Genomic DNA, 19,981 nt, shown 5'->3' with positions numbered 1-19,981 from the left:
TGTGCTATATATACTGATTTTATTGGTTCTGCTTATCTTCGTATTAAGTTATAAGTATGCTTGGTGGAAGCCGAAAATAAGTTGGAATCAGCCTCGTATATTGATGTATCACATGGTCAGAAACCATATTGATGGTGCTAAATTTAATAAACTTCGTGTGAAACCCGCTGAATTTGAAAAGCAGATTGCCTGGATGAAATCACAAGGATTCCATTTTGTAACTATGCAAGAGTTACAAAATGGTTGGGGGAAACACCCTGCTAAAACAATAGCAATTACATTTGATGATGGTTATTTAGATAACTTACAAAATGCCTATCCAATTTTAGAAAAATATCAAGCAAAAGCAACAGTTTATGTGGTGGTTGACCGTCATGATAGAGATTGGTCAACTTATAAAAAAGAACATCACAATAGTGGTGAACTTATGCGTGAAGCTAAGTTGAATGATGCCCAAGTCAAGCAACTCGCAGACAGTGGGCTGATTGAAATTGGTTCACATACATTGACGCATGCCAATTTAAATAAACTCAGTGATGCCGATTGTTTAAGAGAATTGACTGACTCAAAGCAACAACTTGAGCAATTAATTTGCAAACCCGTGACCAGTTTTGCATATCCATTTGGGATTTATTCAGACCGCGATGTCAAACTGGTAAAACAGTCAGGGTATAGCAATGCTGTAACGACTGTAGAAGGAATTGAAGGCGAACAGCCAGACTTTTTTCAACTACAACGTATTAAAATCAGTGGTAAAGATTCATTATTTGCTGTCAAGCTCCGTTTAAAGCTTGGTAAGCGTGAGGGATAAGCATGAAAATTACTCTTGTAATGGCGAGTGATGAGGAAGGGGGACTAGAAAAGCATGTACTTGAGTTGGCTGCTGGTTTGTCACAATCACATGAAGTATCTTTAATTGCACATCAGAAATATAAAAGTCAGGTGAAAAGTGCGGTGAACTTTGTGGCTTTCGACATGAGTGGTAGCCGTTATAACCCATGGACAAAATATCGGCTTAAAAAATTAATATTGGCGACAGAGCCACAAGTGCTACATGCTCATGCTTCGAAAACAGCAAAACTTTTACAAGGTATATTGAATAGTTTGAATTTTCCATGTGTTGTAACCATGCATGGTGCAAAAAAGAATATTAAAACCTATTTGGCATTTGATCATATTATTTGTGTAAGTAAACGTCTTGCACAAATAGTAGGGCAACCACATAAAGTAAGTGTGGTTTATAATGGGATTTCCTTAAATATAACTGCTCAACCATTTGTAAAGAATAGAAAATTTATTGCAATAGGCCGTTTAAATGAAGTGAAAGGTTTTAATCTTTTATTAGCCGCTTGGCAGAACATTCCTTGTGAATTAACTATTATTGGTGATGGTGAAGAACGGGACAGACTGGAAAAATTGATTAAAGAATATCAGTTAGCTGATCGTGTTAAGCTATATGGTTATAGTAATAATATTCATCCATTGATTGCGGAACATGAAGCCTTAATTGTTTCATCTTTACGTGAAGGCGGTCCTTATACACTTGCTGAGACCTTGTTGCTTGAGCGACCAGTTATTGGTACAAATGTCGGGATGATGTCTGAATTTATTCCCACAGAATTTTTATGTGAACCTAATAATATATTGGCTTTACAGCAGCTCATCCAAAATTATTTAAAAATATCTGATCCAGAGAGTAGTTTTAAAACTGCTTATGTACTAGCACAAGAACAACTTACTTTCACGAAAATGATTGATCATACAGTACAAGTATATCAGTCACTGTTTTCAGTATAGGATTATGTATTGATGACACAACAAAAGGATTTTATTCTTGCATTGACAGATGGTAAACCTGGTCACGAAACTCAAACTCAGGGAATGGTTCAGCTATTGAATCAACAGAAAAACTATCAAGTGGAATGGATTCAACTAAATTTACCTAAGAAATGGTTATACCGTGTTCTTAAGTTTCTGTCCAATTTTTCAATAAATACTCATTGGTTATGCTATTTCCTTGATATGAAAACTATCAAGTCGTTAGAACAGAAACAAGTTGCATATATTGTATCAGCGGGGGGAAATACCTTGCTCGCCAATTTGTTGTTAAAACAACATTTACGCAATAATCAAGCCATTAAAAATTTAGTAGCGAGTTCATTACGAGGAATTCGTGCTGATTTATTCGATGTGGTATTTACCATTCATGATCAACAAGCTACATTGCCACATTACTTTTACTACCCAGTTGCACCTAATAAAATGTGTGCTTTGCCTTTGACACGTGATCAGGCACGTGAGCATTTAGGAATTCACAGTGCTGAATTAGTGATAGCAGTTCTAATTGGTGCGAATACCAAAACAGTCAAAATCGGTGATGCTGTACAATGGGCAACTGTTTTACAACAGATTCGGTTGCAATATCCAACAGCGAGATTATTAGTTACGACATCGCGTAGAACGTCAGTTAATTTCGAAAAAGAGTTACAAGAGCTTACTGAACAGTACGATATTTTTCAGGCAAATGACTTGCTAACATGGGTTGCACAAGGGCAAAGTTGTGATATTAAAGACTACATTAAAGCAGCTGATTGGATTTTAGCGAGCCCAGACTCAACCTCGATGGTTGCAGAGGTTATTATGTCCGGAAGCAAATTGCTAGTACTTTATGATGAAGTTGCAGTACAGGATGTGGCTATCAAACAACAATTAAACTCCTTAGCTCAACAGCGGTGGTTATATTTATTAAATTTTTTAGATGCTCATCAAATTGTTGAGGCTGTCCAAAAATTAAAAGTACAAGACCATACGGGAGAGATGACTCGAAAATTGAATAATATTTTGGGAAAATAAACTAAATATTTAGATTTTATTTTTTAATAATCGCCAACTTGATCATTCAATATATCAAATTCTAGATAAATTTAAAAAATAAAAAGAGCAGGAATCTCCTCTTTTTTATTTTGTTTGCTTTAATAATGCTTTATAAGGAGCAACGAAGCAAATTGATAAAATAAGTTGTATAAGTAGTTTTAGAATATAAATAGGTACAATGTAGAAAGGTAAAGTCTCCAGCGCTGTTATACAGGTTGGCATAATCCGATTATAATAACGACGACGAATAGCTAAAGAAGCATTTTTTCTTAATTCTTTTGATAGACATCTTTGGTTAATTTGATAAGCCTTATTCGCTTCTGGATGTTGATGGGAATAGGCTTTTAAAAACTGTGACATGCTTTGGCGGAACAAAATGACTTGACGTCTAACTTCAAAATGATCTTTTTTCTTTTTTGCCTGCGCAATAACGCTTGTATTATGATAACGAAAATAGTTTAAACATTCATGAGTAAAAAAAATATCGCCTTGTGTTACGATCTTTGCCCAAATTTCCCAATCGCCAATGAAGCGTAAGCTCGGGTTAGCCCCTCCCACATCAAAGTAAGTTTGTTTTTTGAAAATAACCCCACTCGCATTAGGAATAGTATTTTGAGTATTTAAAAATTTTTCTATATATTCAAGCCCTTTCATTTCAAAGTTGTTTTCGAAAAGTTTTGGGTCTACTTGATCTGTAAAATCTTTCCAAGAACCAGTTATTTCTCCTTTAGCGTTCATTCGATATGATTGGCTATACGCCAGTACTAAATTGTGGTTTTTCTCAAACTGTGGTACTAATTTCTCTAAAAAACGAGGATCTGCTATATCATCGGATTCAGCAATCCAGATCAGCTCTCCTTTCGCTAAATGCATCCCTTTGTTCCATTGGTAGAAGGTGGAGCCTGAATTTTTTTCATTGATAATGCAATGAGAAACTTTAGGATGTTTTCGGTATTTTTCTAAAATTTTAGCGCTATGATCTGGTGACAAATCATCTAAAAGGATTAATTCAAATTGTGAATAGCTTTGATTAAGAATACTATTAATTCTTTCTTCTAAATATTGAGCATGATTATAACTTGGGACAATGATACTAACAAACACTGAGTAGAACCTATAACATGAATACTGGTAACGATACTCTTAAAGCAATAGGTCAACAATCGTATCTATCCTATTTTTATAGGTATGATCTCGTTGAACCTTGTCCATTGCTAGTAAGGGATTAATAGAATTTTCTTTGAGTTTGCTTTGCAGTTCGGAAGGGTCTGAAAAAGTTATAATTTCATTTTCTATGCTGAATGCAAATTCAAGATCTTTTACATATTCACTGACTAAAATGCAACCGCAAGCAGGTGCTTCAAAACAACGCATATTCATGCCTTGTCGTATATTTACTTTATTAATGAGGTTAAGAACATACTTATGTTTACGGTAAAGTTCAGCGACATTGGGTAGACTAATATTATGTGGATGAATAATACTGTCATTTTTTACAAGATTATTCCAGCCTTTACCATAAATAGTAATTGGGAGCGGAATTCGTTCAATTAGTTCTTGTCTGTCAGGAGACCAAGCTCCTACAAATAAAAGTCTGTCATTTTTTTGTTCATCCTTCGGAAAAAAGATTTCAGGATTGTAAGCTAATGGAAGGTAGATTGAATGATCTAATCCTATATCTTTAGCATCTTTAATAAAACTGAAGTCGGTAAAGCAGTATAAGTCAATAATTTCTTTTGTTTTTTTTAGCCTTGAATCAAAAAAATCTCCGATCCAATGAGCTTTTTTGCATGGAAAGTCAGCTAAAACTTCTAGTAGATAATCATTAAAATAAAAGAGATCGGCAATCAATATTAGATCGGGCTGAAATGTTTGTAACTTTTTCTTTAGTAAATTAGCTGTATATATATCTTTATTTGGTAAAATTTTCTTAAGAAATCGTTCACAGGTATTATTGTGATTTAAAGCAAAGCCTTGAATCACATAATTAGGGTGTCGGTGAGAAGTGGCAAGAATATTTTCGAACCATTGCAATATACCCCCACGTTTACCAAGAATGAGTAATTTCTTTTGCATTACTCTTTGTCCGCATTTCCTTTTAAAACCATATAAATCAATGCAACAAAAATGAGCAATGCACCAACCAAGCTACTTACACAGAAAAATAAAATACGTTGATTTGTAGTCATGTTAAATAATTCATTTGCAAGAATATAGCGCATGAAAAACCATTGTGCGAGGGAGAATACAATCACGACTAAAGCATGTCGACGTACATCAGGGCGCATAGCCATAAAGCTGACCTCTTAATTAAAAGCAGCCTATTATGCCACTGACGTGCTTTTTCGCAAAGTATAGCTTATGAAAATTGAATGTTTGTTTAATACTGTCTAATAAGAAACCCTGCATAAGCAGGGTTTTTTAATTTGAAGATCTAAAAAATTATTTAGATTCTTCAGCTTTTGGCTTTTCACGTAAGCGGATACCCAAGTCACGAAGCTGGTTTGCTTCAACAGGAGCAGGTGCTTGAGTAAGTGGACATTCAGCAGTCTTAGTTTTCGGGAACGCAATAACGTCACGAATTGAAGTCGCGCCAGTCATAAGCATAACTAAACGGTCAAGACCAAATGCCAAACCACCGTGAGGAGGAGCACCATAACGAAGCGCGTTAAGTAAGAAGCTGAATTTCTCTTCTGCTTCTTCATCAGAAATACCAAGCGCTTCAAAAATCGCTTTTTGCATATCTAATGTGTAAATACGAAGTGAACCACCACCAACTTCAGTACCGTTCAATACCATGTCGTAAGCAACAGAAAGTGCTTCACCTGGATTGCTCTTCACGTCTTCTACGCTAGATTTAGGTAATGTGAATGGGTGGTGAACAGAAGTCCATTTACCATCGTCAGTTTCTTCAAACATTGGGAAGTCAACAACCCAAAGTGGAGCCCACTCACAAGTTGAAAGGTTCAAGTCGTGACCAATCTTGACACGAAGCGCACCCATTGCGTCATTTACAACTTTAGCTTTATCAGCACCGAAGAATACGATATCGCCATCTTGTGCGCCAACACGTTCCAACAGCTCAAGTACAATCGGTTCAATGAATTTCACGATTGGAGATTGAAGACCTTCAATTCCTTTAGCGAGTTCATTAACTTTAATATACGCTAAACCTTTTGCACCATAGATGCCAACGAATTTGGTGTATTCATCGATTGCACTACGTGGCAATGAAGCTGCACCAGGAACACGTAAAGCAACAATACGACCTTTAGGATCTTTTGCAGGGCCAGCAAATACTTTGAACTCTACTTCTTGCATTAAGTCTGCAACGTCAACAAGTTTCAACGGAATACGCAAATCTGGTTTGTCAGATGCATAGTCACGCATTGCTTCGCTATATGGCATACGGCGGAATTTTTCAAATTTTACGCCAAGCAAGTCGTTAAATAATTTAACAGTCATGCCTTCCATCAAATCCATGATTTCATCGTCGTTTAAGAACGATGTTTCAATGTCGATTTGAGTGAATTCTGGCTGACGGTCAGCACGTAAGTCTTCATCACGGAAACATTTCGCGATTTGGTAGTAACGATCAATACCACCCACCATCAATAATTGTTTAAACAATTGCGGTGATTGTGGAAGTGCGTAGAAGCTACCATTTTGTACACGACTTGGTACTAAATAGTCACGTGCACCTTCAGGAGTTGCACGAGTTAAAATCGGAGTTTCAACGTCTAAGAAACCGTGATCGTCTAAATAATTACGGATCAAGTTAGTTACTTTAGAACGGAAACGTAAGCGATCTAACATTTCTGGACGACGGATGTCCAAGAAACGATATTTTAAACGGTGTTCTTCTGACACGTTAATCGTGTCATCATTTAACGGGAATGGCGGAGTTTCAGAAGCAGCAAGAACTTCGATTTCTTTGCCTAAAACTTCGATTTGACCACTCACCATATTTTGGTTTTCAGTACCTTCATAACGGCGACGAACACGACCTGTAATTTTTAATACATATTCAGAACGTGCTTTATCTGCTGTTGCAAATGCTTCTGGAGTATCTGGGTCAATAACCACTTGAACGAGACCATCACGGTCACGCATATCAAGGAAAATTACACCGCCATGGTCACGGCGACGATGTACCCAACCGCATAGTGTAACGGTCTGGTCGATTTGGGCTTCAGTTAAAGAGCCACAGTAATGAGTTCGCATCATGATGAAGATTATCCAAACTATATTGGCTGAAAGGACGGATGCGTAAACCGCGCACCGTCAAAAAAGTAAGTTTTCGATTATGCCTTGTTGGATGGTTTGTCACAAGAACTAGATCAAAAAACCGCAGAAATTAACCTGAAAATGAGCAATTTGGCAGCAATTTTAAGTATTCATCCCATTCTTTGTTTTCGATCTAAAACCAAAAATAGTAAGCATCCTAAGCTAAAGGTACTTAACCAACCTTGCATAAATTCATTAATAGAGCGGCCCGTGAAATAATAGGTATCGGCATGCCAAATTTCATGAGGAATGTAGCGGGCATAATCCCAAAAAGAAAATAGGCCTAACAATGTAGATAAAATCAACAGACACCATGCGAAAATTTTAATTTTTTTACTTACTTTCCAGTGTTGTTTATAGCGCTGATAATAATGAACACACATCCAAGCAATAAAAGGTAGCGCAAGAGCAGAGGAGCCTAGCTGTAAAAGACGATGTAAGGGATAAGAGTGTCCCAAAAGATGAACTGTGGTCGCTAATACATCTTTAAATATAAAAGTCCGAAAGTCTGAGTGTGTTAGGCCATCCCAAATTAAATGAGTGGCAATCCCTAAAATAAGCGCGAGTAATGTTCCAATCAAAAATAAAAACATACGTTTTAAAGAGTGGAGGTCAAGATCATGTTGAATGCCCAAAAAACGATAAATTACAGGCCGGTAAAGTAAATACCAAATAGCACAGAATAATAATCCTAATGCAAGATTTGGGTAGAAAAGTCCTTTCCATTGATGTGTCAACATCCCTGACTGCATTGTAAATAAGCGGTAAAGATCGGGTGTCATACTTCCAATTGCTAGAACTGCAACTGGTAAAGTGTTTCGGCTAAGCTTTGAAAGAGGGGGTGCTATAACGGCATGAGAGATTGTAAAAGGCATTATAAAACAGAGATTACTCACATCATTTAATTGCCCAGTCTAACGAATCAGCCGATTGGAAATGTTTTTTATTGCAAAAAGACTGAAATGTTATAATATAACAAAACAAAAGGCGTAGCGATCAGAGAATCACCTCATGTTGTTCTATAAAAATATTTTGACCTTATCCATTTTAGCTGTCATATCCGTACCTTCGTTTGCAGCAGAAAGTGAAAATGTTGAAAAGCTAGAAACCATTCGAATTAAGGCTCATCCACTTGAGCAAACTTCACAAGATTTTGCTGTGGCAGATACTGTTGTTGATCAAAAGCATCTGTCGCAAGGCGCTGCTACCATTGGGGATGCACTCAGTAGTGAAGTGGGAATTTACGCGAATCAGTTTGGGGCTGGTTCGAGTCGTCCAGTCATCCGTGGACAAGATGGACCACGCGTTAAAGTACTTCAAAATTCATCAGAAAATATTGATGTATCGACCTTGTCTCCTGACCATGCTGTCACTGTAGATCCTGTGCTTGCAAAACAAGTCGAAGTAATTCGCGGCCCTTCAACTTTACTGTTTGGTGCGGGGACCGTCGGTGGTTTAGTTAACGTCATTGATAACAAGATCCCTACGCAAATGCCTGAAAATGGTTATGAAGGACAAGTTGGCTTACGTTACAACACTGGAAGTGATGAAAAACTGGCGAGCGCTGGCGTAACTGTTGGCCTAGGCAGCCAAGTTGCTTTACGTGTTGAGGGGTTAACTCGTGATGCGAATAATTATATTGCTCCCAATTATATTCATGAAGGTGAAAAAGAGCGCCGTGTAGACAATACTTTTGCGCAGGGTGACTCGGTTAATGTTGGTTTGTCTTGGATTTATGACCGTGGTTATACGGGTATTTCTTATAGCAACCGCAGAGACCAGTATGGCTTACCGGGGCATAGCCATGAGTACGAAAGTTGTAGCGCTCATCTAGGTGGAAGACCGCATTTGCATTGTGGAGACCATGAACATGAAGAGGGTGAAGAAGCTCACGATCATGAGCATGAAGAACATGAGCACGAGCATGGCGGCCCATGGATTGATTTAAAATCTGAGCGTTACGATTTTAAAACCGAGTTAAATGATCCATTTGCAGGCTTCCAAAAGTTACGTGCGCAAGCGAGCTATACTGACTATCAGCATGATGAAATTGAAGAGGGAGCAATTGCAACCCGATTCCAAAACAAAGGTTATGATGGACGTATTGAGTTGGTGCATAACCCGATTGCAAGTTGGGAAGGGGTAATTGGTGCACAGTTAGGTCAACAGAAATTAGATTTAACTGGCGAAGAAGCATTTATGGCCCCGACCACTACCAAAAAGTGGAGTTTATTTGCTTTAGAACATAAACAATGGAAAGACGTACATTTTGAGCTTTCTGCCCGTGCAGATCAGCAAGAAATTGATGTAGACGACAACTCTAAACAGGATTTTGATGGTTCGGCATTCTCTTACGCAGGTGCTGCGAATTGGGAGTTTGCACCGAACTATAAACTTTCTTTTGTCGCTTCACATCAAGAGCGTTTGCCTTTAGCTCAAGAGTTATATGCAAATGGTGGACATTTTGCGACGAATACTTTTGAGTTAGGAAATGATCAACTCAGTAAGGAAAAATCGAATAATGTTGAGTTAGGTTTGCATTTTGATAATGACAAACTTGATTATCATCTTCATGTGTACCATAACTGGTTTGATGACTACATCTATGCACAAACCCTTGACCGTTATAAAGACTTCCGTTTAGTTCAATACACTCAAGATAAAGCTCGTTTCTATGGTGCCGAGGGTGAAATTGGTTATCAAATTACCCCAATGTACAAGATCAGTGCTTTTGGTGACTATGTACGCGGTAAAATTGATGCAGAGGGTAATGCTCCACGTATTCCAGCGGGACGTTTAGGTACTAAAGTTGATGCAGACTTTGGCGATGGCTTTAGCGGTTCTGCCGAGTACTATCATGTCTTTAACCAAGATAAGATCGCAGCTTACGAGACCGAAACTGAAGGCTATAACATGCTTAATCTTGGCGTGGCATATTCTGGACAATATGGTGCAAAAACAGATTATCGTGTTTATATGAAAGCAAATAACTTGTTAGATGACACGGTTTATCAACATGCTTCATTCTTATCAAACATTCCACAAGTTGGACGTAATTTTACGGTGGGTGTTGATTTTAGTTTCTAAGGCTTTAACACGAAACTAAACTTGAAAAATCAATCCAAAAGACCTAATTTGAAAGCATCAAGTTAGGTCTTTTTTATGCGTATTTTTCAACGAATTCATCAAAAAATAAATTGGTCAGGGCGTCGTTATATGGCGGTATTACTTTGCGTTGTTGCTATTGCATATATTGCATCGGCGATTTACCACACAGTAAAACCATTACCACAAGGGATTAACTTTAGTGGGAAGCTTAGACATGCCGATGTCAAATTTTTAGCTGATAAAACCTACCTAGATGCGAAAGGACAACAGCAGGTTGATCAGCATATCTTTGATGAAATCTTGAAAATGATTGATGAGGCAAAAACCACAATTGTGGTGGATATGTTCTTGTTTAACTCAGAAGTGGGTGACTCCAAACTCAAGCAAAGACCATTAATGCAAGAGCTAACCGATGCATTAGTAAGTAAGAAAAGACAGAACCGCCAAATTCAGATCGTTATGATTACCGACCCGATTAACTCGGTATACGGTGGTATCAGCCCTGAACACTACCGTCAGTTACGTCAGGCAGGTGTTGATGTGATTGAAACGAATTTAGCCCCTTTACGAGCTTCTAACCCGTTTTGGTCTGGCTTCTGGTACATCTGCTGTCAAAATATTGGTAATAACCCTGAAAAGGGCTGGTTACCGAATCCATTCGGTGATGAAAAAATTACACTGCGCAGCTATCTAAACTTATTTAATTTTAAGGCCAATCACCGTAAGACTGTTGTGGTCGATACCGATGCTGGTTGGAAGTCATTGGTGACCTCAGCAAATCCACACGATGGTAGTTCTAGACACTCTAATGTCGCGTTGGTTGTAACAGGGGCAACAGCTGCTGATGTTCTTCAAACTGAAGCTGCAGTTGCACAAATGTCAGGCAGTAGCTCTCCATCGCTCATTTTAGGTGACTTTGAAAAAGACGTTAGCAAGCCTCAAGTGCAGGTGTTAACTGAAGGTGCAATTTATCAATCTGTATTGAAATTGATTAATTCAGCGAAGCCGAAAGAGCATCTTGATTTAAGTATGTTCTATTTGTCTGAACGTAAGATTATTAAAGCTCTAAAAAGTGCTCAAGAACGAGGTGTTGTTGTTCGTGTTTTACTCGATCCAAATAAAGATGCGTTTGGTCGACAAAAAAATGGTATTCCAAACCGTCAGGTGGCTTCAGAGTTACATGCTACCGGTATTCCAATCCGTTGGTGTGATACACATGGCGAGCAGAACCATAGCAAAATGATCTTGAAATATAACGCCCAACACGCTGAGTTGATCGTAGGATCTGCCAACTTTACGGCCCGTAATTTAAAAAATTACAACCTTGAAACGGATATGTTGGTCATTGGCAAAGTTCAAGATCAAGTCTTTAAAGATGCTCAAGATTACTTCAATACCTCGTGGTCAAACCTAAAAGATAGACAGATGAGCGTGGATTATGTGAAGTATGCTGATGAGTCTAAAGTGAAGTATTGGATTTATCGTTTTATGGAATGGTCAGGATTATCGACTTTCTAATTCTATTTTTTTATATAAACGTTGAGGCTATATGTTCACGACGGAGTCTTACTTAGTCTCACCCTAAAACTAGAGCTCATTCGTTACTTTGGTTTTGCCCAAAGTAACCAAAGGCATTTGTCATCCACAAAACCTGTTCAATATCTTCATTTAACCGATTTTATTGCAAAAACAATATATTCATAAATTTCGGGCAGGTTGTGGATGACATTTAGCACAAGCGAATATTGGAAAATATTAATTTCTATATCACTTAACCTACCCATCATTGAAATAATTTAAGGCGCTGGCGGAATCAATTGATCCAACGCTTTATCATCAAGTTTTTCGATTTCACTCAAATCCGTTTTAATTTTCCACTGTGACTCATCATCTACAGGATTCGGCAAACGCGCTTCAAGCCAATCGCAAACCACATCCGGAGAGAATTCAGGATGGTTACATTGAATAATCCATGATAAAAAATCTTTGGCTTCACCATTCATGTAAGGTGGCGGTGAAACAGGGAAGAATAATGTGGGTAGGCGTTCATTCGTCGATAGATAGTTTAAAACATGACCTAGTTCTTGAACTGTTTGCCATGCAAGTGCATGCTCTACGTCAATACTGAACTTAAACCACCAAGCATGTTCGCCATCTGCTCCATGAGCCATAATACGGGCTTCTTGTACACTTGGAACTTTGCAAAAAAATTGATGAAGACGCTCAAAACTGATTTCAGACACAGCAATTGACCTAGTTTGAAAAATGCTAATGGTAGCACAGATACAGATTCTTCATATTTTCTTTATAGTCATTACAAAGTTTAGCAATCAAAGCGGTTTTATTCATGGTTTCTCCTTGAGTCTCTTTTAATCTAGCTTCATATCAAGATTAAAAGGAAATAGGCCATGAAAAAGCCAATCGTTCTTGTACTTTCGACATTAATGTTAGGTATATCAGCTACCGCGATGGCCGATTCTGGACACCGTTGGAACAATGACCATGGTAAAAACTATGATCGATATGAGCATCGTGATGACCGCCGTCATGATTATCGTAATGATCACCGAGCGCCAGTTTGGTCAAATGCTGATCGTGGTAAGCATTATGGTAACTATGTTGCTTTTAAACGTGGTGAACGTATTCCTGCCCAATATCGCCATAGCCGCTATTATGTTTCGGACTGGAGAGCACACCGTTTATATGCGCCACCACGTGGATACCACTGGGTTAAAACCCCTAACCAATACTTATTAGTAGACTCAAGACACAACATTTACCGAGTTCGTTAAACGTAAAAATAAAAAGGCCTCAATAGTGAGGCCTTTTTCTATGCTAACTCGTCATCTTGCGGTTGAGGGGTTTTCAAATTATTAGAAGTTTTTGCATGTTTCTCTTTCATCACTGATGGGTAGTGCCATGAAGCAAATCGAACGACTAAAATAGATAAAGCTAAAATCAAAATTGAGCCCGTAATAATGACTTGATCGATATCCGCTTTATGATCATGTTGAATATCTGAAATGAGTAGACGGGTTAAGGCCGTAATCGCGACATAAATAAGAAAACGTACAGGCATATGGTTGGTTTTAAAGTAAATTCCAACCATTGCTCCAAGCTCTAAGTAAATAAATAATAATAAAATATCATCAATTGAAGCATACTTTTTGACGGTCAGAATTTCAAAAACCGTATTGGCTGCCGACCATGCCACCATACACCCGATAATGAATAAGGCTAAATAATGGAAGGCTTCTACGGCGTAATGACCGAAACGGTCGAGTATTCGTTCGTATTTTTTAGGATCAGGCATAATAAGATCTTTTGTTCACTTCGTAATGTTTAGAAATTAAACAAATTTTGTGCCAATGGAAATAGTAAATACAAAATAAAAAACGCCTGATTATTCAGGCATTTTTATGAAGATTTAATTCAACTCATGTAGTAAGGTGATATCTACTATAAATACAAAGACTATTTCAAATTTTTATATTCTTGAATGACATCTTCAAATGCAATATGACCTAAAAAGTTGCCTATACTCTTTACGGATTGTTCTTGTTCAATTGCATGTGCAAATTTAACCGCCGCCTCATTTTGTAATTGTTCATAAAGTCGTTTGCAGTTTGGAAATTGATCAATATCAATAACATTATGATATTTCAACCATCGTGCGATACCTGCGTAGTATCCGTCTACAAAAGACAATTGATCGCCCATTAGCCAAGTTTGATTTATCAGACTATTTTCTAAAGCTGTAAATGCTTTTTTAACTTGGACTGCTCCATATTCACGTAATGCTTGTTTATTACTTTCTGATGAAGAGTGTTCAAGACTATACCAGAGTGGGCTAAATGCATTGAATAAAGTCGTATTCAAAAAAGCTAGTTTCTGATTAAAGAGATTAAATTGTTCTGTTCCTTGTTCATAATGAAAAGCCGCATTCAGGCTTTTTGCCATGACATGGTTCAAGATAGCCATGCTTTCCGTTAAAACTTTACCATTATCGTAGAGCAGTGCAGGCGTTTCACCCATTGGATTAATTCTGCGATATTCCTCGGTGTTGCATTGAGCTGGCATCTCGATTCTACAGAGTTGATATGGTAAACCTGACCATTCCAATGCAACTATTGAACCAAATGAGCATCCAGAAGGTACGCCATAAAATAAAGTGAAAGTTGACATGATGATTACTCTTTTTTGATGTGTAAAATCATCATAAGTCGACAGAAAAGTTTCTAGTAGTCATGTATTATGAAACTTATTGTCTACATATATGGACATTGAAGAATGCTACTTAGACAAAACTTGAATGATGTTTATCTCTTTGTTGTTGCTGTAGAGCATCAAGGATTTTCTGCCGCAGCTAAACAGCTCAATTTACCTAAATCAACTATTAGTAAGCGTGTTGCAATATTAGAAAATAAGCTGGGCTTAACGTTAATTCATCGTAGTTCACGTAGTTTTGTCTTAAGCGAATCAGGAAAACTGTTTTATCACCATGCCAAAAATGCAGTAGATGAGTTTCGTTACGCAGAAGAAAATTTATTAATACAACAACAAGAGCCAAGTGGTGTAGTCAGGCTCAGTGCTTCTGTACCCATTGCTCAGTATCTTCTATCTGATTGTTTGCCTGAACTTGCAGAACGTTATCCTAAGCTGTTATTACAAGTAGAGGTAACTGATCGTTACGTTGATGTTATGAGTGAAAACTTTGATATTGTGATCCGTAGTCATTTTCAACCATTGCCGGATTCTGGATTAATTCAACGTGTGCTTAAAAATGATAAAATCATTGCTGTTGCAGCGCCTACCTACTTAATGAAATCGGCTCCTATACATACACCAGAAGATTTGCTTAAACATGAAGGTATATGGCCTGAATTGCAAATGAATCCATGGCATTTTCAAAATATAAATGGTCAGAAAGAGATAGTACGTCCAAACATCCGCTTTGTAGCAAATGAGTCAGAGATTTTAAAGGGGGCTGCAAAAAGGGGATTGGGTATTACGCTTTTACCTGAAACTTTTTGTATGAATGAACTATCTGAGAGCAGCTTAATTCATGTTTTGCCAGATTGGTCTGCTGGTAGCGTAACGACAAGTTTATTGATGCTGACAAGACGAGGGCTTTTACCCAGTGTCAATATTACAGCCGACTTCTTGGTCGAGAAATTAAAAACGTAAAAGTTATCTATCTTTTATGATTAGAAATAAAAAACGCCTGATTATTCAGGCGTTTTTATAAAGAACTTAATTAAGCTTGATTTGTAAAGTAATCTTCACTAAAGCCCATAATTAAGTCAGAACCAGCTTTGATTTTAGCAATACGTGCATCAATATCCGGCAAGATACGTTCAACAAAGTACTGAGCCAAAGCAAGTTTGTTTTGGTAGAAATCACCAGACTTATCTTTAGCAGCGGCAGCAATTTTTGCAAACATGTATGAGAAGCTGAGTAAACCAACCGCATGTAAATAATCAACCGCAGCTGAGTTCGGGAACTCTACATTTTCAGCAGCTTGCTCAATAATAAACTGAGTGATTGCTTCAATTTCAGTTGCAGCATCTAAAGTTGCATCTTTAATGAAGTTCAAGTCAGTGTCTAGGTCATTTGCAAAGTCACGGATTTCAGTGATGTATTCAGCAATGAATGCACCGCCACATTTAATGGTTTTACGACCAATTAAATCTTGAGATTGAACGCCGTTGGTTCCTTCGTAGATTTGAGCAATACGAAGGTCACGAATACATTGTTCCATACCCCATTCGCGGATGTAACCGTGACCACCAAATACCATTTGAGCATCTAAAGTTGCTTGGAAGGCTGTATCTGTGAGGTAAGCTTTTGCAATTGGAGTTAAAAGCGCAACACGGTCATTGGCTTTTTTCACTGCTGCTGCATCAGTTGAGAATTTAGTAATATCTAGTTGTTGACCTACATAGACTGCAAATGCACGAGATGCTTCATTATTGACACGTACATTTAACAACATACGACGTACATCACCATGCACTAAAATGCTGTCAGCAGGTTTATTTGGTGATTGAACACCAGCTGCACTGCGGCCTTGTAAACGGTCAGTCGCGTATTGAGCAGCATTTTGATAAGCAAATTCAGATGCACCTAAACCTTGAATACCCATTGATAAACGTTCGTAGTTCATCATCACGAACATTGCAGCAAGGCCTTCGTTTTCTTTACCAACGAGGTAACCTTTAGCTCCATCAAAGTTCATCACACAAGTTGCAGATGCTTTGATACCCATCTTATGTTCAATAGAACCTGGGCCAACATGGTTACGGTCGCCTAAAGAACCATCTTCATTTACAAGGTATTTCGGTACGATAAATAACGAGATACCACGTGAACCAGCAGGGGCATCTGGAGTTTTAGCAAGTACCAAATGAATGATGTTTTCTGCTAAATCGTTGTCACCGCCAGTAATGAAAATTTTAGTACCGGTAATGTTATATGTACCGTCTTCATTACGTTCTGCTTTAGTTTTGATAATACCTAAGTCAGTACCTGCATGTGGCTCGGTTAAGCACATGGTACCTGACCATTCACCTGAATAAATCTTAGGTAAATAAGTTTCTTTTTGTTCTTGAGATGCATAGCTGCTTAAAGCCATACCAGCACCTACTGAAAGTAGCGGGTAAAGCATGAAAGATGGGTTAGTCGCAAATAACATTTCATCAGAAAGAACGGTGAGCATTTTTGGCATGCCTTGACCGCCCCATTCTTCATCGGCACCTAATCCAATCCAACCACCTTCTGCATATTGACGAAATGCATCTTTAAAACCAGCTGGTGTGAATACTTCGCCGTTTTCATAGCGAGCACCTTCTTCGTCACCGGTACGGTTTAATGGATGAGTCACGTTCTGAGCAAATTTAGCCATTTCTTCTAAAATTGCTTCAGCTGTTGCAGCATCTACATGAGCGAGTTTCTCATTAGACTGCCAAAATTGTTCTGCTTTAAATACATCATTTAAGATGAATTTCATATCAGCTAAAGGAGCATTGTAAATTGGCATAATCGTTCACCTTTTTTGTGCACATTGGCCTGTGCTAGATATCCTGTAAAACGAAATGGATATGGAATTTAAAGTGTAAATTTATCATTGATTTTATAAAAAAAGGACCGTCAAAACTGAGCAGTCCTTTTTTGTTTTTTAACATTGCATATCGCAACTAACTATGGTTAGAAAGCGAAATGTTCAGCGTCTAATGACATTAATGGATCTAGACCACCAGCGATCACATCTACGTGAGAACGTACACGTGGCAAGATTTTCTTGAAGTAGAAACGAGCAGTAGTTACTTTCGCATTGTAGAAGTCAACATCGGTTGTACCTTCTGCCAATTTCTCTTGTGCTACAAGCGCCATACGAGCCCATAGGTAAGCTAAAGTGATATAACCTGCGAAGTATAGGTAATCTACAGCAGCAGCACCGACTTCATCTGGGTTTTGCATCGCACGCATACCGATTTGCATAGTAAGATCGCCCCATTCTTTGTTAAGCGCCGCAAGCGGTTCAACAAATTCTTTCATAGCAGCGTTGTCTTTGTTTGCTTCTACGAATTTATGGATGATCTTAGTGAAGTCACGTAGCATTGCACCTTGAGTTTGCAATACTTTACGACCTAACAAATCAAGTGCTTGGATTTCAGTTGTACCTTCATACAAGCAAGCAATACGTGTATCACGTACGATTTGCTCCATGCCATGCTCAGAAATAAAACCATGACCACCGAAGACTTGTACACCGTGCTTAGCAGATTCAGAACCTGTTTCAGTTAAGAATGCTTTTGCAATTGGAGTCAATAAAGACAAGATGTTGTCAGCAAACTTACGCTCTTCTTCAGTTTCGCCTTTTTCAACGATATCTGCGTATTGAGCAAGTAAGTAAACAAGGGCACGACCGCCTTCAGCAAACGCTTTTTGAGTTAAAAGCATGTTACGAACAGCAGGGTGAACGATAATAGGATCTGCTTCTTTTTCTGGAGCTTTAGGACCAGAAAGTGAACGCATTGCTAAACGTTCTTTCGCGTAAGTCAACGCACCTTGGAAAGATGACTCAGACGCTGCTAAACCTTGAACAGCAGTACCAATACGTGCTGTGTTCATGAAGGTGAACATACAGTTCAAACCACGGTTTTCAGGTCCAATCAAGTAACCTTTAGCTTGGTCAAAGTTAATGACACAAGTTGCGTTACCATGAATACCCATTTTGTGTTCGATAGAACCACAACGTACCGCATTACGTTCGCCAATAGATCCATCTGCATTTACATTGAATTTAGGAACGATGAATAATGAGATACCTTTAGTACCTTTGGGTGCACCAGGTAGGCGAGCAAGAACGATATGGATGATATTCTCAGCCATGTCATGTTCACCAGCAGAGATAAAGATTTTCTCGCCAGAGATTGCATAGCTACCATCTGCGTTTGGTTCTGCTTTAGTACGGATAATACCTAAATCTGAACCTGCATGAGACTCAGTTAAGCACATCGTACCTGTCCAAACACCTGAAACAAGGTTTGGTAAATAAGTATTTTTTTGTTCATCAGAACCGTGATGTTCTAATGTACGTACAGCTCCGTGAGACAAGCCTGGGTACATGCCCCATGCCCAGTTAGAGCTACCTACCATTTCAGAAATTGCGATACCTAAAGAGTTAGGTAAGGCCTGACCACCGTATTGTTCTTCTGCTGATAAAGACGGAAAGCCAAGTTCAATATATTTTTGATAAGCTTCTTTAAAGCCTGTTGGAGTAGTGACTACGCCATCATTCCAAGTACAACCTTCGCGGTCGCCAACTTGGTTTAAAGGAGAAAGTTCATTTTCACAGAAATCCGCCGCAGCTTCTAAATATTGATCAACCAATTCACGGCTTACGTTACCTTGGAAATCAGGTAATTTTGCATAGTGTTCTTCAGCATTTAATAATTCATGCAAAACGAATTGCATATCACGTAAGGGCGCTTTGTATTGTGGCATATCGGGTTCCTCAATACTGGTGAAACCAGAGTTATAATCTTAATCTATGATAATGTGCCATGAGGCACCTTGGACTATTACATCGTGCAACAACTTGCATAACTGTACAAGCACCTCAGGACCTTTACTTTGTGACTGCAAAGTCAAGAAAAAAATGCTGAAACTATGTAAGTGCTTTGAGTGTAAATACTTTTGGTTATGTTTATATGATACAAATAGTCAAAATCGTAAACACTTATGTATAAACAAAAGGCGCCTATAGGCGCCTTTTGTTTTATGATTTTTAGAATTATTTTGCTGGGGCTGGTACTGGAGCAGGAGCGTTAACTGGTGGTTGAGGGCGCTTTGGTTCAAAACGAAGGTTACAAGTACCTTCAAGTGTCTTATCTCCAACTTGAACATTTACTGTTTGTCCATTCGCTTTACCATCACATGCTTTTTGGATTTGTTCAAAGCGAGCTTGACGTTCTGCGCGGTGCTGTTCCCATGCAGCTTTTTGTTCTGGAGTGAACTCACGGTGCTTCATACGGTGGTGACCCTCACGTGGGCCATCTTGCATCATTCCATGCTCTGGTTTAGGTGGTTGAGTTGTCGATTGACACGCAGCCAAACTTCCCATTGTTACAATTGCCGCACTGAATAATGCAATTTTTGCCGTCATTTTCATATTTAAAGCCCTTTAATGTTGTGTTTTCTGATGGCT

At 38.3% G+C, this 19,981-nt stretch carries 18 protein-coding genes; 7 read left to right on the top strand and 11 right to left on the bottom strand.

Going from position 1 to position 19,981, the window contains the following annotated elements:
* Nucleotide 1 precedes the first annotated feature (1 nt).
* From J536_RS08450 to J536_RS08440, 3 genes are read left to right on the top strand one after another with little or no spacing between them, the layout of a single operon-like run.
* The gene (locus J536_RS08450) at nt 2-811 is read left to right on the top strand and encodes a polysaccharide deacetylase family protein (protein WP_032056717.1); all 810 of its coding nucleotides are present in this window, start codon (nt 2-4) and stop codon (nt 809-811) included.
* A 2-nt stretch (nt 812-813) separates the two neighbouring features.
* A complete protein-coding gene (locus J536_RS08445; RefSeq protein ID WP_002116302.1) occupies nt 814-1,797 on the top strand; it encodes a glycosyltransferase in 984 nt (327 codons plus the stop codon).
* Between the two features lie 12 nt (nt 1,798-1,809).
* Nucleotides 1,810-2,853, top strand: a complete 1,044-nt coding sequence (locus J536_RS08440; protein WP_005064198.1) for an ELM1/GtrOC1 family putative glycosyltransferase — start codon at nt 1,810-1,812, stop codon at nt 2,851-2,853.
* 105 nt (nt 2,854-2,958) lie between these two features.
* Here the strand turns inward: J536_RS08440 and J536_RS08435 are convergent, their stop codons facing one another.
* The 5 genes from J536_RS08435 to J536_RS08415 all read right to left on the bottom strand — a co-directional run bounded on the left by J536_RS08435 (nt 2,959) and on the right by J536_RS08415 (nt 8,036).
* Complete coding sequence (locus tag J536_RS08435) at nt 2,959-3,978, bottom strand: glycosyltransferase (protein WP_017482205.1); 1,020 nt, start codon at nt 3,976-3,978, stop codon at nt 2,959-2,961.
* A 39-nt stretch (nt 3,979-4,017) separates the two neighbouring features.
* The gene (locus J536_RS08430) at nt 4,018-4,950 is read right to left on the bottom strand and encodes a CgeB family protein (RefSeq protein ID WP_002116205.1); all 933 of its coding nucleotides are present in this window, start codon (nt 4,948-4,950) and stop codon (nt 4,018-4,020) included.
* A complete protein-coding gene (locus J536_RS08425; RefSeq protein WP_002116556.1) occupies nt 4,950-5,168 on the bottom strand; it encodes a hypothetical protein in 219 nt (72 codons plus the stop codon). Before J536_RS08425 ends, J536_RS08430 begins: the two co-directional genes overlap by 1 nt.
* Before the next feature lie 148 nt (nt 5,169-5,316).
* Nucleotides 5,317-7,101, bottom strand: a complete 1,785-nt coding sequence (gene aspS, locus J536_RS08420; RefSeq protein ID WP_032062597.1) for an aspartate--tRNA ligase — start codon at nt 7,099-7,101, stop codon at nt 5,317-5,319.
* 170 nt (nt 7,102-7,271) lie between these two features.
* On the bottom strand, nt 7,272-8,036 hold the full coding sequence (locus tag J536_RS08415; RefSeq protein ID WP_032062595.1) for a DUF4184 family protein: 765 nt from the start codon (nt 8,034-8,036) through the stop codon (nt 7,272-7,274).
* A 136-nt stretch (nt 8,037-8,172) separates the two neighbouring features.
* On the opposite strand from J536_RS08415, the gene znuD reads away from it, so the two are divergent.
* Both znuD and J536_RS08405 read left to right on the top strand, forming a co-directional pair.
* Complete coding sequence (gene znuD / locus J536_RS08410; RefSeq protein ID WP_032062593.1) at nt 8,173-10,248, top strand: zinc piracy TonB-dependent receptor ZnuD; 2,076 nt, start codon at nt 8,173-8,175, stop codon at nt 10,246-10,248.
* A 75-nt stretch (nt 10,249-10,323) separates the two neighbouring features.
* Nucleotides 10,324-11,787, top strand: coding sequence for a phospholipase D family protein (locus J536_RS08405; protein WP_032062591.1), 1,464 nt, complete (start codon nt 10,324-10,326; stop codon nt 11,785-11,787).
* A gap of 278 nt (nt 11,788-12,065) precedes the next feature.
* Here the strand turns inward: J536_RS08405 and J536_RS08400 are convergent, their stop codons facing one another.
* Nucleotides 12,066-12,512: a hypothetical protein gene (locus J536_RS08400; RefSeq protein ID WP_002116392.1), complete on the bottom strand. Its 447-nt coding sequence runs from the start codon at nt 12,510-12,512 to the stop codon at nt 12,066-12,068.
* A 165-nt stretch (nt 12,513-12,677) separates the two neighbouring features.
* Here J536_RS08400 and J536_RS08395 point away from each other — a divergent pair, with 165 nt between their 5' ends.
* Complete coding sequence (locus tag J536_RS08395; protein WP_005064209.1) at nt 12,678-13,061, top strand: RcnB family protein; 384 nt, start codon at nt 12,678-12,680, stop codon at nt 13,059-13,061.
* Nucleotides 13,062-13,099: 38 nt separating this feature from the next.
* On the opposite strand, the gene J536_RS08390 is transcribed toward J536_RS08395, so the two are convergent.
* Together J536_RS08390 and J536_RS08385 are read right to left on the bottom strand one after the other, a co-directional pair.
* Nucleotides 13,100-13,582: a phosphate-starvation-inducible protein PsiE gene (locus J536_RS08390; RefSeq protein ID WP_002116490.1), complete on the bottom strand. Its 483-nt coding sequence runs from the start codon at nt 13,580-13,582 to the stop codon at nt 13,100-13,102.
* 161 nt (nt 13,583-13,743) lie between these two features.
* A complete protein-coding gene (locus tag J536_RS08385) occupies nt 13,744-14,454 on the bottom strand; it encodes a glutathione S-transferase family protein (RefSeq protein WP_032056714.1) in 711 nt (236 codons plus the stop codon).
* 123 nt (nt 14,455-14,577) lie between these two features.
* Here J536_RS08385 and J536_RS08380 point away from each other — a divergent pair, with 123 nt between their 5' ends.
* Nucleotides 14,578-15,456, top strand: a complete 879-nt coding sequence (locus J536_RS08380) for a LysR substrate-binding domain-containing protein (protein ID WP_080776831.1) — start codon at nt 14,578-14,580, stop codon at nt 15,454-15,456.
* A 70-nt stretch (nt 15,457-15,526) separates the two neighbouring features.
* On the opposite strand, the gene J536_RS08375 is transcribed toward J536_RS08380, so the two are convergent.
* The 3 genes from J536_RS08375 to J536_RS08365 all read right to left on the bottom strand — a co-directional run bounded on the left by J536_RS08375 (nt 15,527) and on the right by J536_RS08365 (nt 19,945).
* Nucleotides 15,527-17,308 carry an acyl-CoA dehydrogenase C-terminal domain-containing protein gene (locus tag J536_RS08375; protein WP_032056712.1) on the bottom strand — a complete coding sequence of 594 codons (1,782 nt, stop codon included), beginning with the start codon at nt 17,306-17,308 and terminating at the stop codon, nt 15,527-15,529.
* 167 nt (nt 17,309-17,475) lie between these two features.
* Entirely contained in the window at nt 17,476-19,278 is a 1,803-nt protein-coding gene (locus J536_RS08370; RefSeq protein WP_005804712.1) for an acyl-CoA dehydrogenase C-terminal domain-containing protein, read from the bottom strand.
* Between the two features lie 289 nt (nt 19,279-19,567).
* Entirely contained in the window at nt 19,568-19,945 is a 378-nt protein-coding gene (locus J536_RS08365) for a hypothetical protein (RefSeq protein WP_032056711.1), read from the bottom strand.
* Nucleotides 19,946-19,981 lie beyond the last annotated feature (36 nt).

The organism is Acinetobacter sp. 809848, assembly GCF_000581275.1.
Lineage (GTDB): Bacteria > Pseudomonadota > Gammaproteobacteria > Pseudomonadales > Moraxellaceae > Acinetobacter > Acinetobacter pittii.
This window is presented reverse-complemented; position numbering and strand designations above follow the sequence as displayed.

Bases quoted from the DNA above. Each gene is read 5' to 3' on its own strand.
- J536_RS08445 (WP_002116302.1), top strand. From the start codon at position 814: ATGAAAATTACTCTTGTAATGGCGAGTGATGAGGAAGGGGGACTAGAA.
- J536_RS08440 (WP_005064198.1), top strand. From the start codon at position 1,810: ATGACACAACAAAAGGATTTTATTCTTGCATTGACAGATGGTAAACCT.
- J536_RS08430 (WP_002116205.1), bottom strand. From the start codon at position 4,950: ATGCAAAAGAAATTACTCATTCTTGGTAAACGTGGGGGTATATTGCAA.
- J536_RS08425 (WP_002116556.1), bottom strand. From the start codon at position 5,168: ATGGCTATGCGCCCTGATGTACGTCGACATGCTTTAGTCGTGATTGTA.
- aspS (WP_032062597.1), bottom strand. From the start codon at position 7,101: ATGATGCGAACTCATTACTGTGGCTCTTTAACTGAAGCCCAAATCGAC.
- J536_RS08415 (WP_032062595.1), bottom strand. From the start codon at position 8,036: ATGCCTTTTACAATCTCTCATGCCGTTATAGCACCCCCTCTTTCAAAG.
- znuD (WP_032062593.1), top strand. From the start codon at position 8,173: ATGTTGTTCTATAAAAATATTTTGACCTTATCCATTTTAGCTGTCATA.
- J536_RS08405 (WP_032062591.1), top strand. From the start codon at position 10,324: ATGCGTATTTTTCAACGAATTCATCAAAAAATAAATTGGTCAGGGCGT.
- J536_RS08395 (WP_005064209.1), top strand. From the start codon at position 12,678: ATGAAAAAGCCAATCGTTCTTGTACTTTCGACATTAATGTTAGGTATA.
- J536_RS08390 (WP_002116490.1), bottom strand. From the start codon at position 13,582: ATGCCTGATCCTAAAAAATACGAACGAATACTCGACCGTTTCGGTCAT.
- J536_RS08385 (WP_032056714.1), bottom strand. From the start codon at position 14,454: ATGTCAACTTTCACTTTATTTTATGGCGTACCTTCTGGATGCTCATTT.
- J536_RS08375 (WP_032056712.1), bottom strand. From the start codon at position 17,308: ATGCCAATTTACAATGCTCCTTTAGCTGATATGAAATTCATCTTAAAT.
- J536_RS08370 (WP_005804712.1), bottom strand. From the start codon at position 19,278: ATGCCACAATACAAAGCGCCCTTACGTGATATGCAATTCGTTTTGCAT.
- J536_RS08365 (WP_032056711.1), bottom strand. From the start codon at position 19,945: ATGAAAATGACGGCAAAAATTGCATTATTCAGTGCGGCAATTGTAACA.